Here is a 12,001-nt window from a genome sequence, read left to right as displayed (position 1 = left end):
TTACTATCAAAAAACGTTGTATATTTTCATTTAAAATAAAAAAGACAGTTTACATACTGTCTTTTTTACAAGAAGGAAACAAACGGTTTATCACTGTTTTTCTCTTTTATAATCACAGCCTCGATTTTACTCTCGGACTTGATCTGTAATTGTACTTTCGCATCTTTAGGCAATTTGTCTAACATACCTTGCGCAGCCAATTGGGTAAGAGCCATTAATTCTGTTTTACCGTTATATTTAATAACAATATTCATATTTAATGTATCCATTTGATCTTTCTTATAAGAAACTTTAGCGTTGACTGGAATAAAATCTCCATTAGAAAAACCTTTTATTTCCTTAGCAAAGTTATTTATTTTTGTATTATCTTCTCCATGTGCTTGTGTAAATTCATCAGAAGGATATGAATACGACTTTTCATCAATTGTACTCCAATTTCCAAGGTTCGTATCATTCTTTTGAACAGTAGCACTAGCAATATACGTACCATTTTTTAAAGAACTAGTACTTTCTTGCTTAAAGATAGCAAACGTAATTGGAGATTTGTTATACTTATCATTTTTGTTAATAGCTTCAATAAGTTGTTTAGCAACTTCAGTCCCTTTAGACATAGCCTCTTCATTCGATACACTTGAAGACATAGCTAAGCCAATCATAACACCAGATAAACTTAATTCATTTGAATTCTGTTTTCCGAAATAGTCTTGTTCTATAATATTCGTCAAAACTGGCGCTTCTACTTTCGCAACTAGTTCATCAATTAGTTTCTCTGGAATATACTGGTTTAATTGTAGTACGTGACTCTCTGTATCAAATTGCTGCGTTGCAATATTTATTAAACCATTTTCATACTCTGCTAAATCTAATTTAGAATTTGTTTTTATATTAGCTGTATTAATAACCTTTTGTTCTTTTAAAGGAATAACAGTTCTATAATAATCTTTAGAAACAGCAGTTCTCGGAATCATACTTTTTTCTTTTGTATCTTTTTGTATAACTTCATCCTTCTTACTAATCGTATTACTATTGTTACTACAAGCTCCTAGTAATAAACTTACGACTGCGAAGGATAATGCCATTTTCTTCATTACTTAAAACCTACTTTCAACAATCTAGTTATTTAGTTTGAACTATTAATAGTGTACCACTAAATATATTTCAACAAAAACAAAAAAAAAGAAGCAAGCACCTTTAGCTTGCTTCTTTTTACTTTATATTCTCTTCTAAAGCATCTTTTTTAATATTCCAATGAGATGTATTCCATACTACCATCCCATCTTTTATGTATAGCACTTGCGGTGATTCATGTCTAATACTGTATTGTTCTGCAACACGATTTGACACATCTCTCGCATCTTGTACGTATAAGTAATACGCTGGCACTTCTCTTTCTTCGCTGCAATACGCTTGAAATTCTGTGTATGCACCGTGACTAATCGGGCATGTCGTACTATGTTTAAAAAGAACATACGGCTCGTTCTTTTCTACTAAGACTTCAAGCTCTTCAATTGTTTCAAGTTTTGTCATATTCATCACGATTCACCTCTCATACGAAATCTAGAGCGCTTCTCTTTCTTTTCAGCTTTTTTCTCAATTCTTTCTAATTTACGCTCTTCTTTTTCAACCTTCTTCTCTTGTCTCGACGCACGGTAATGATTGTATACTTCAATCGCCGCACTGCTCCACTGTACAACTTGCGCTACTTTATCAGCGTTATTTTCAATTTCGTCCGTTACAGAGTCCGATACATTACGAAGCTTCGTATTTAAAGATTGGATTGTCGTTCCAATCCCATCTACACCCGCTACCACTTTATTTAATGACTGTGACTTCTGTTGAATATCATCAGCTAACGCATTCGTTTTATGTAATAATTGCTCTGTCTCTACGCTAATTCCTTGCATTTGCTTTTCTAAACCTTCTAACGTACTTGCAACGTTTTCCAACGTCTTCTGAACCGATAACAACGTTCTGCATACATACACTACTAATACTGCAAAAGCAACCGCGATAATAGCCGCACTTACATATAAAAGAACTTGCATTTCATCACTTCCTTTATCTTTTTCATACTTTCCCCTATTATACAATCATTTTCCGTTTCATTCTAATCCCTATCTCATCATTAGAATTTTCATACTTATTCGTTAACTGTAACATAAATCATTCAACAAATTCCACTAAGTAGGTTACAATAGGAGAGGATACATAATTAGTAGGGAGGCTTTACATATGAAAGATCCACGTATTGAAAAGTTAGCATACAATTTAATTAACTACTCTATCCGCTTACAAAAAGGTGAAAAAGTATTAATTGAAAACTTTGGCTTACAAAAAGAACTTGTAACTGCACTTGTAAAAGAAGCATATGCAGCTGGTGGTTTCCCATTCGTCTCTTTAAAAGATCATCAAGTAGATCGCTCTTTATTAATGGGTGCTACTGAAGAACATTTCGAACAAATCGCTGCATATGAAGCAAGCGTAATGAAAGACATGGACGCTTATATCGGCCTTCGCTCTGGCGATAATATTAATGAACAAGCTGACGTTCCAAGTGAGCGTATGAAAGTTCATGGCCAAACAGTTGGTAAAAAAGTTCATAGAGACATTCGCGTTCCAAAAACACGCTGGGTTGTTCTTCGCTACCCAAATGCTTCTATGGCACAGCTTGCTAAAATGAGTACAGAAGCTTTCGAAGACTTCTACTTCGAAGTATGTAACTTAGACTACGGTAAAATGGATAAGGCAATGGATAGCCTTGTTACATTAATGAATAAAACAGATAAAGTTCGTTTAACTGGTCCTGGAACTGACTTAACATTCTCTATTAAAGACATTCCAGCAATTAAATGCTCAGGTCATTTAAACATTCCAGACGGTGAAGTATACTCTGCACCAGTTCGTGATTCTGTTAACGGTACAGTTTCTTACAACACACCATCTCCTTACAACGGTTATACATTTGAAAATGTACAACTTAAGTTTGAGAACGGTCAAATCGTTGAAGCAACTGCAAACGATACAGAGCGCATTAACAAAATCTTCGATACAGACGAAGGCGCACGCTACGTTGGTGAGTTCGCAATTGGCGTAAACCCATACATCTTACATCCAATGGGAGACATCCTATTCGATGAAAAAATCGATGGCAGCTTCCACTTCACTCCTGGACAAGCTTACGACGATGCATGGAACGGCAACAACTCGAACATCCACTGGGATTTAGTATGCATCCAACGCCCTGAATACGGCGGCGGCGAAATTTACTTCGACGACGTACTAATCCGTAAAGACGGACGCTTCGTTGTACCTGAACTAGAAGCTTTAAACCCAGAGAACTTAAAATAATAATAAAAACGCTCGGAATTTTCGCCGAGCGTTTTTATTTCTTCCCTACCATTTCTATTTTCACATGTGGATTTTCTTTCTCTATAAGCCCCAAGAATTCATCCATATTTTGCGGCATCGCAACGATATGTACTTTATATGCATTCGTCGTAATTTCAAGAGACTTTCCGACCTGACGTATAATTCTCACATCTTTTAATACAATATCATCATTTAAAATACCGTACTTTAATACGCCATTTTCTACTTTATGTTTTTTAATAAATACTTCCCAAACGAGTGGTACATTTACAATGAAGCATAAACCCATCCCAATCAACGCTGACATCCAATGCGCTTTATTAGTGAAAAGCATGACAATTGGATATATAAACATAAAAGCTAACGTAAGACAAACGAAAATGACTACTGACTTACTTCTTTGAATTGGAAAGTTCATACCTACACCCCCTAACCCAAATTATACCACTATTTCCATTTTGCTTCATAGAAAAAGGCCATTTCTAAATGACCTTTTACACAATGTACCTATAAAATTTCTTATCTACCTGTAGCACCGGAAAGTTTTTCGGCAACTCGTCTATACTCACACTTTCAAAACCATTCTTTTCATAAAAACGATGTGCCGCTAAAAATTTTACTGTTGTTCCTAAGTAAATATCTTTCAATTTTTTATCCTCAGCCCATGAAATTGCTGTTTGAAGCAACATATGTGACGCGCTCCATTCTTTTCCGCGAAACTCTTTCTTCACGAACATTTTTCTTAGCGCTACTTGAAGATTCTCAATATCTAATAAAGCTACTGTTCCAACTACTTTCCCATCATAAATTGCTACCCAAAAGTTTCCGTGATCCTTTTGATAGAATGTTTCTATTTCAAGTAAATCAGGTTGCTCTTCTTTCGTAATGGGAACATTATATTCTTTTTGCTGAATATGAACGATAAGATCTACTACTTCCTCTTGAAACGTACTTTCATATGGAACAATACGAATCTTCTCGTTCATCGAATCTCTTTCCATTCTGAAGCTAGTAAACTATATACAGCGATATCATGAAAATGATCATATAGCCATTCTTCATCTCGTAAAATACCATCTAACTTAAATCCTAAACGTTCTGGAATTGCGCGGCTCTTCGCATTTCCAACACCGCACCGAATTTCAATTTTATTCAACTTTAAATTTTCAAATGCATAGTGAAGTACAGCCTTTACGCTACGCGTCATAATACCTTTCCCGCCAGCATCTTCTGCAAGATAATACCCAAGACTCGTCGCTTTCTTCCCCCAGCTCACTGGATGAATGCCTACCATCCCAACGAGCTTTCCTTTGTAACGGATACCACTTTCAAAACCGTCTCCCTCTGCAAACTTCTTTAACCACATCGGAAAAATCTCATCATAAGCATCAGCAGATTTCGTCCCATCTACCCAAGGGAGCCATTTTCGTAAATGATTACGGTTTTGATCTATTAATTGATATAGTTCCTCCTTATGATGCTTCTCTAATAACTGTAATTCGATTTCATCGTCTACTCGAAGTGTGAACATGTTTTTTGGTCCCCTTTTTATTTTTCTTATTATTCTAACATTTATAACTAAAGAAATACACGCTAATATATCGACTTATCGACTAACCTCAAGAATCATATATGCCAACATAGCACACAAAAAAGACGCATAGCCAAGCTATGCGTCTTTCCTATTACTTCTCTGCAACTTGAACTTCTTTTACGTAAGCTGCTTCGAATTTTTGGATGTCTCCTGCGCCCATGAAAATTAGAACGCCGTTTTTATGTTTCTTTAATACATCCGTTGTTGTATCTGTAATTAGTTCTGCACCGTCAATACGCTTTTGCAGATCTTCGATTGTTAATTCACCTTTGTTTTCGCGTGCTGATCCGAAAATATCACATAAGTATACTTGATCAGCTTTGCTTAGGCTTTCTGCGAACTCATCTAAGAACTTTTCTGTACGTGAGAATGTGTGTGGCTGGAATACAGCGACAATTTCACGCTCTGGATGTTTTTGACGAGCAGCTTCAATCGTTGCATTAATCTCTGTCGGATGGTGTGCGTAGTCATCGATGATTACTTGCTCTCCCATCGGCTTTTCATTAAAGCGACGTTTTACGCCTTCAAAAGTTGTTAATTGATGTTTTACTGCTTCTACATCAACATTTTCATAATGGCAAAGCGCGATTACTGCTAACGCATTTAATACGCTGTGATTGCCGTATCCTGTAATTTTGAACGTATCATAGTACGTGTTACGAACGAATACATCGAATATCGTGCCATCTGTTCTCTTTTGGATGTTGCGTGCTTGGAAATCATTATCTTCTCCAAATCCATAGAAAATAACAGGTACTTTCGCTTGAATTTTTTGAAGTTCTTCATCATCTCCACATGCAATAATGCCTTTTTTCACTTGCAATGCCATCTCTTGGAATGCACTGAATACATCATTGATGTCTGCAAAATAATCTGGATGATCAAAATCAATATTCGTCATAATTGCATAGTCTGGATTATAAGACAAGAAATGACGACGATACTCACAAGCTTCAAATACAAAATACTTACTATTTTCTACCCCATGCCCTGTTCCATCTCCAATAAGGTAAGATGTTGGGTGTGCACCTTGCATTACATGGGCTAACAAACCTGTTGTTGATGTTTTTCCGTGTGCACCAGTTACAGCAACACTTGTGTATTGGCTCATCAGGTCACCTAAGAAATGATGGTAACGATGGACTGGGATGTTTAATTCTTTTGCTGCTACGATTTCTTCATGCGTATCAGGAAATGCATTTCCTGCAATAATCACTTGTCCTTCTTCTACATTATTCTTATCAAAAGGAAGGATCGAGATACTACGCTTTTCCAACGCTGTTTGTGTAAAGAAACGCTTTTCATAATCAGACCCTTGAACAGTATGCTTCATATCATGAAGAATTTGCGCTAATGAACTCATTCCTGTTCCTTTAATTCCTACAAAATGGTAAACTGTCATCTTAAAGAACCTCCAACATTTCGAACTAATACAACGGCCTATCTATAAGACAGTATATGAATCTTTTCTTATTTTGGTAATCATCATACATTTTTGATGTAGTGAAGTTATTCTTCCCTTCACTTATCAGGATAAACTCGTACGTACTTCTTTATATATCCATAACAAGTCCATTATAGCAAAAAAGAAGCCGCTATACTATGATAACAGAAAAACTGATAGGGTCAATCACCTATCAGTTTTTCTCTCTTTTACATCTCTTCTCTTTTTTCTAATTGAACACGCTCTAAACGTGGGTTTGGACGATATTTACGACCAGCTTTTGCTTCTGGTTTCCCATTTAATTCTACATTATCACCAGTAAAGCCAATATTCATTTTTAATAAGCTACTTCCTACCCCGTATATGTCAACAGGTACGTTTTGAGCTTCAAATTCACGAATACGCTTCTCATCAAATCCACCAGTTACAACGATGTCTACATGCTGGAATCCTTCTTCATCAAGTGCTTTACGAAGTGCGAATACAAGCGATGGGTTTACACCACGTGGATCGAATGTTCCAAGTACTTCTGGGTGGCGAATGAAGTATTGATCAATCATCGTGCGGGACGTATCTACACGTACACCTTTTAATGTTGATCCAAATTCACGCGCTACGCGAAGTGCATCTGTAATGACATCATTGTTGTAATCAATTAATACAACTAATTCATCTTCTGGGAATTTCTTATGATATGCTTTTGCCGCTTCTACAACATCACCATTAAACATTTGAATTAATGCGTGAGGCATCGTCCCCATACCACTTTTGCCCCACCATTCATTCATCGCATGCGTCGCTTGTGCGCTCATACCTCCGATGTATGCTGCATAACCGTCACCAGCTTGTTGTGTATAATGATCGTCACGATCTCCCATGAAAATAACTGGTTTTTCTTTATCTACGCTACGCGCAGCTTGGACAACGTTATATACGTTTGTCGCAACCGATGTACGACGAGCTAAAATCCCATCAATGACACCTTCTAAAAATCCGAAATTTTCATAAGGACCATGAATTGTTAACACTGTTTCAAATGGACTAATTTTATCGCCATCTTTTAAAGAGTTAATCTCAAGTTCCTCAGGATTTTTAGCGAATGTTTGTAGCAACGCAATTACTTCATCCGTTCCGCAAAGAACTGCATTTTCCTTTTGGAAAAATTGCATCGTTACAACACTTTTCGGGCGAAATTCTTCGATGATTTCTCTAGTCTTTAAAAAGTAAACGGCAGAGAACCACCCTTCTCCAACACGTTCGTCAAATTTAAATGTTTTATTTGTTAGTCTATTTATTTCACCTTTTAATTTTAATTCAATTTCTTTCATGTCGCTTTACTCCCTACTTTACTATCCAACATTTTCTCTTAGTATACAGCATAACCGTTTACTATACATTTGTTTCCTGCATAGCAGCGAATTCATCCTCAGAAATAAGGACATCTCTTGGCTTCGTTCCTCTTGCTTCAGAAATAATTCCTTGCGATTGCATCTCTTCAATGAGACGTGCTGCGCGATTATAACCGATGCGGAATTTTCGCTGTACAGAAGATGTGGACGCTCCCCCTTGTTCTACAACAAATTGACATGCTTCGAAGAACAATTCGTCTTCCGACTCAGCTTGTTCTGTTTTCGCTAATAAATCCTCTTGCTTAAATAAGTAATTCGGCTTCATTTGCTTTTTCACATGATCAACTGTCTTTTCAATCTCATCATCTGATACATATACACCTTGTACACGAACAGGCTTAGATGTACCGTTCCCTAAGAATAACATATCACCACGGCCAAGTAATTTCTCCGCGCCACCAATATCGATAATCGTACGCGAATCAACTTGAGATGATACAGTAAACGCAATACGCGTTGGAATGTTTGACTTAATTAAACCTGTAATAACATCTACAGATGGACGCTGCGTCGCTACTAATAAATGAATACCACAAGCACGTGCTTTTTGCGCAATACGACAAATCGCTTCTTCAACATCACCAGGTGCTACCATCATTAAGTCGGCTAACTCGTCAATGACAATAACGATATAAGGTAATGTTTCTCCCGGAATTTCTCGCTCACTTACAATCGTATTATAACGAGTTAAATCACGAGCACCTGCGTGCGCAAACAATTCATAACGACGTTCCATTTCCTCAACTGCCCATTTTAATGCAGCTGTTGCTGCTTTTACATCCGTAATAACAGGTGCTACAAGATGTGGAACAGCATTGTATGGTGCAAGCTCAACCATCTTCGGATCAATTAACATTAACTTCACTTCATGTGGTTTCGCTTTATATAAAATACTCGTTAAAATCGCGTTAATACACACACTTTTACCTGAACCCGTTGCACCCGCAATAAGTCCGTGCGGCATTTTTCGAATATCCGTTACAATTGGATCCCCTGAAATATCAAGTCCAAGCGCAACAGTAAGCGGTGATTCACTCTTTGTGAATACAGGACTTCTTAAAATTTCGCGAAGAAATACTGGCTTACTTTCTTTATTTGGAACTTCAATTCCAATCGCACTCTTCCCTGGAATCGGTGCTTCAATACGAATATCTTTCGCAGCTAAGCTTAACTTAATATCATCACTTAAATTTGTAATTTTATTTACTTTCACACCTGGGTCTGGCTGCACCTCAAAACGAGTTACTGCTGGCCCTTGCGATACATTAATAACATGTGCTCCAACGTGAAAATTATTAAACGTTGTATCTAATAATTCTTTCTGCTCCTCTAACCATTCTGTATTATCTAACGCTGATTGCTGTGGAATCGACAACAGCGCTAATGGCGGAACAGTGTATGTCGGTGGTGTGTGCAATACATTTCGCATATCGTTCTCTCTTTGATTTACAACATATGCTTTCTCTTGTACTTCCGTACTTGAAATTGGCTTTTGTACTTGCTCTACCACTACTTGCTGTATTGGTTGTTCTTCCACTTGTGGCTCTGCTACTACTTGCTGCACTGGGTGCTCTTCCACTTGTGGTTCTGCTACTACTTGCTGCACTGGGCGTTCTTCCACTTGTGGTTCTGCTACCACCTGCTGCATTGGTTGCTCTTCCACTTGTGGTTCTGCTACCTCTTGCTGCACTGGGCGTTCTTCCACTTGTGGCTCTGCTACTACTTGCTGCATTGTTTGCTCTTCCACTTGTGGTTTTGCTACTACTTGCTGCACTGGGTGCTCTTCCACTTGTGGTTTTGCTACTACTTGCTGCACTGGGCGTTCTTCCACTTGTGGTTCTGCTACCTCTTGTTGCACTGGCTTATTCTCTACTCGTACATTAGCAGAAGGCTGCATTGCATTTGCTCTAGCTGCATGTCTTTCCATTAATCGTGTTCTATCTTGTTTCAACATAACAACATTAAATGGTACATGACGCTTTTTCTCACGTTTTGGTTCTTCTTTTTGTACAACTGGTTGCTCTTCTGCAACTGGCACTTCTTCTACAACTCGTTGCTCTTCTACGACCGGTGCTTCTTCTACAACTCGTTGCTCTTCTGCGACTAGTGTTTCCTCGGCAACTGGTTGTTCTTCTACGACTGGCGCTTCTTCTACAACTGATTGCTCTTCTACGACCGGTGCTTCTTCTACAACTCGTTGCTCTTCTGCGACTGGCGCTTCTTCTACAACTGGTTGTTCTTCTGCAATTAAAACATCCGCAAAGCTTTGAACATCTTTCTTCGTTTGTTCATCAGCCTCAGCAACATATATGAATTCACTCTTTTGTTCAATTGCTTCATCTTCTTGCTGAATTTCCTCAAGTGCTACAAATGTCTCTACTACAGGCGCGTTTATTTCTGCAATTACTTCAGCTTCTTCTGACTCTTCTGCTTCCGCAATTACTTCCACTTCTTCTGACTCTTCTACTTCCGCAATTACTTCAGCTTCTTCTGACTCTTCTACTTCCGCAATTACTTCCACTTCTTCTGACTCTTCTGCTTCCGCAATTACTTCTACTTCTTCTGACTCTTCTGTTTCTGTAATTACTTCCACTTCTTCTGACTCTTCTGTTTCTGTAATTACTTCCACTTCTTCTGGCTCTTCTGTTTCCGCAATTACTTCTACTTCTTCTAGCTCTTCTGTTTCTGTAATTACTTCTACTTCTTCTGACTCTTCCGCTTCTGCAATTACTTCCACTTCTTCTGACTCTTCTGCTTCCGCAATTACTTCAGCTTCTTCTAGCTCTTCTGTTTCTGTAATTACTTCTACTTCTTCTGACTCTTCCGCTTCTGCAATTACTTCCACTTCTTCTGACTCTTCTGCTTCCGCAATTACTTCAGCTTCTTCTGACTCTTCTGTTTCTGTAATTACTTCCACTTCTTCAGGTGCCTCTGTTTCCATAACTACTTCTTCAAACTCTTCCGTTTCTGCAATTACTTCTACTTTTGACACTTCTTCTGGTATTTCCACAATGATTGTTTCTTCAAGTTTTTCTTCTGCTTTGACAATCACTGATTCTTCTGGAGCTTGCTTTTCTACTTCAATAGTAAGTTGTTTTATTTCTGTATTACGTTTAATTTCTTCTGATAATATTGTATCCTCGTGCTCTACTTTAGAAGCTACTAATTCTTCTTGTAGATTGTTTTCGTTTAACACCACTACATCTTTTTCTAGCTTAGCACTTTCCATCTGCTCAGCTACTGTTTTATGAAGTAATTCATCCGCTGAAACTTCCTGCGGTGTACTCATTTCTTGAATCACTTCTTTTTCTTCTACTAAAGGCACTTGGCGTTCAATTTCATAACCGTTTTTCTCTAGCCATTGATCAACTACTGACTTTTCTTCCTTTTTATTCTCTTCATATTGTTGCTCCCCTTGCTGGTTAGCAGCTCTATGACTAGAAGAAGTTGGTGCTTGTCCTTCTGAGAAATCAGATAATGTATATCCTTTTTTCTCTAACCATGCATCAACGACTGATTTACCCTCTACAGATATTTCAAGGTCTTCTCTTTCCTTTACTTCCTCCTGCTTTTCTTCCTTTTTCTCTACTGAAGGACGATTATATCCATAAATTGGCGAAATCATTTCTGTTGGACGAAATGGTCTACGGTTACTCTCTTGCGAAGGTACAGATGCCTTTTTAACGACAGACTCCCGCACCGGTTCATATTGCACTTCCGGCTCTTCATATGTAGAAACTACCTTTTCCACATACGGTCGTCTGCTTCTTTCCACCTTTATTCCTCTTTGGGCAGTCGGTTCTTCATATGTTACTCCTTGAACAGGTTGTTCTTCGAAGCGATTTACTTCGCTTTCATCCTCTTCATCGAACCCATTATCCGGTACTAAAGGAAAACGGCATTTACCTGCATTCCTACTTGCCATTTGTGCTTCTCTTGCTTCAGTGTAGTGGTTTACACGAGGAATTTTCGGCTGACTTTCAATTTGCTTTGGTACTTCTTTATTCATCGCTGTTTGTTCTTCCTCTTTGTTAAACAGCTTTTTCATCCAATCTAACATGCTTACCACTCTTTCTACTAAATAGTAACATCCTTTATTGTATCAGCATTCGGCAAAAAGTGCAGGTAAAATTAAGCATGTCATATTTATCCACAATATTCTAATTTACGAGTGTTTCATATAAA

The 12,001-nt window shown here is 37.8% G+C and carries 10 protein-coding genes; 1 reads left to right on the top strand and 9 read right to left on the bottom strand.

Going from position 1 to position 12,001, the window contains the following annotated elements; genetic code table 11:
* Positions 1-65 precede the first annotated feature (65 nt).
* The 3 genes from D1166_RS02425 to D1166_RS02415 all read right to left on the bottom strand — a co-directional run bounded on the left by D1166_RS02425 (position 66) and on the right by D1166_RS02415 (position 2,045).
* Positions 66-1,088, bottom strand: coding sequence for a CamS family sex pheromone protein (locus tag D1166_RS02425; RefSeq protein WP_000738025.1), 1,023 nt, complete (start codon positions 1,086-1,088; stop codon positions 66-68).
* A gap of 118 nt (positions 1,089-1,206) precedes the next feature.
* Entirely contained in the window at positions 1,207-1,533 is a 327-nt protein-coding gene (gene ytxJ / locus D1166_RS02420; protein ID WP_001057469.1) for a bacillithiol system redox-active protein YtxJ, read from the bottom strand.
* Positions 1,533-2,045 carry a DUF948 domain-containing protein gene (locus D1166_RS02415; RefSeq protein WP_001197720.1) on the bottom strand — a complete coding sequence of 171 codons (513 nt, stop codon included), beginning with the start codon at positions 2,043-2,045 and terminating at the stop codon, positions 1,533-1,535. Before D1166_RS02415 ends, ytxJ begins: the two co-directional genes overlap by 1 nt.
* A gap of 187 nt (positions 2,046-2,232) precedes the next feature.
* Here D1166_RS02415 and D1166_RS02410 point away from each other — a divergent pair, with 187 nt between their 5' ends.
* Positions 2,233-3,348, top strand: coding sequence for an aminopeptidase (locus tag D1166_RS02410; protein ID WP_000654731.1), 1,116 nt, complete (start codon positions 2,233-2,235; stop codon positions 3,346-3,348).
* A 34-nt stretch (positions 3,349-3,382) separates the two neighbouring features.
* Here D1166_RS02410 and D1166_RS02405 read toward each other — a convergent pair whose 3' ends face one another.
* The 6 genes from D1166_RS02405 to D1166_RS02380 all read right to left on the bottom strand — a co-directional run bounded on the left by D1166_RS02405 (position 3,383) and on the right by D1166_RS02380 (position 11,876).
* The gene (locus D1166_RS02405; protein ID WP_001010627.1) at positions 3,383-3,787 is read right to left on the bottom strand and encodes a PH domain-containing protein; all 405 of its coding nucleotides are present in this window, start codon (positions 3,785-3,787) and stop codon (positions 3,383-3,385) included.
* A gap of 76 nt (positions 3,788-3,863) precedes the next feature.
* Positions 3,864-4,355: a GNAT family N-acetyltransferase gene (locus tag D1166_RS02400; RefSeq protein WP_025966469.1), complete on the bottom strand. Its 492-nt coding sequence runs from the start codon at positions 4,353-4,355 to the stop codon at positions 3,864-3,866.
* On the bottom strand, positions 4,352-4,900 hold the full coding sequence (locus tag D1166_RS02395; protein ID WP_000494653.1) for a GNAT family N-acetyltransferase: 549 nt from the start codon (positions 4,898-4,900) through the stop codon (positions 4,352-4,354). Before D1166_RS02395 ends, D1166_RS02400 begins: the two co-directional genes overlap by 4 nt.
* Before the next feature lie 154 nt (positions 4,901-5,054).
* On the bottom strand, positions 5,055-6,365 hold the full coding sequence (gene murC, locus D1166_RS02390) for a UDP-N-acetylmuramate--L-alanine ligase (protein WP_000219468.1): 1,311 nt from the start codon (positions 6,363-6,365) through the stop codon (positions 5,055-5,057).
* Positions 6,366-6,616: 251 nt separating this feature from the next.
* Entirely contained in the window at positions 6,617-7,735 is a 1,119-nt protein-coding gene (locus D1166_RS02385) for a nicotinate phosphoribosyltransferase (RefSeq protein WP_000658370.1), read from the bottom strand.
* A gap of 61 nt (positions 7,736-7,796) precedes the next feature.
* On the bottom strand, positions 7,797-11,876 hold the full coding sequence (locus D1166_RS02380) for a DNA translocase FtsK (RefSeq protein WP_118043240.1): 4,080 nt from the start codon (positions 11,874-11,876) through the stop codon (positions 7,797-7,799).
* Positions 11,877-12,001 lie beyond the last annotated feature (125 nt).

Origin of the sequence: Bacillus sp. ISO11 (assembly GCF_003458115.1) — a bacterium.
Lineage (GTDB): Bacteria > Bacillota > Bacilli > Bacillales > Bacillaceae_G > Bacillus_A > Bacillus_A cereus.
This window is presented reverse-complemented; position numbering and strand designations above follow the sequence as displayed.

Excerpts from the sequence above, each read along its gene's own strand:
- D1166_RS02395 (WP_000494653.1), bottom strand. The coding sequence starts at position 4,900 with ATGTTCACACTTCGAGTAGACGATGAAATCGAATTACAGTTATTAGAG.
- D1166_RS02380 (WP_118043240.1), bottom strand. The coding sequence starts at position 11,876 with ATGTTAGATTGGATGAAAAAGCTGTTTAACAAAGAGGAAGAACAAACA.
- D1166_RS02400 (WP_025966469.1), bottom strand. The coding sequence starts at position 4,355 with ATGAACGAGAAGATTCGTATTGTTCCATATGAAAGTACGTTTCAAGAG.
- D1166_RS02405 (WP_001010627.1), bottom strand. The coding sequence starts at position 3,787 with ATGAACTTTCCAATTCAAAGAAGTAAGTCAGTAGTCATTTTCGTTTGT.
- D1166_RS02410 (WP_000654731.1), top strand. The coding sequence starts at position 2,233 with ATGAAAGATCCACGTATTGAAAAGTTAGCATACAATTTAATTAACTAC.
- ytxJ (WP_001057469.1), bottom strand. The coding sequence starts at position 1,533 with ATGAATATGACAAAACTTGAAACAATTGAAGAGCTTGAAGTCTTAGTA.
- murC (WP_000219468.1), bottom strand. The coding sequence starts at position 6,365 with ATGACAGTTTACCATTTTGTAGGAATTAAAGGAACAGGAATGAGTTCA.
- D1166_RS02425 (WP_000738025.1), bottom strand. The coding sequence starts at position 1,088 with ATGAAGAAAATGGCATTATCCTTCGCAGTCGTAAGTTTATTACTAGGA.
- D1166_RS02415 (WP_001197720.1), bottom strand. The coding sequence starts at position 2,045 with ATGCAAGTTCTTTTATATGTAAGTGCGGCTATTATCGCGGTTGCTTTT.
- D1166_RS02385 (WP_000658370.1), bottom strand. The coding sequence starts at position 7,735 with ATGAAAGAAATTGAATTAAAATTAAAAGGTGAAATAAATAGACTAACA.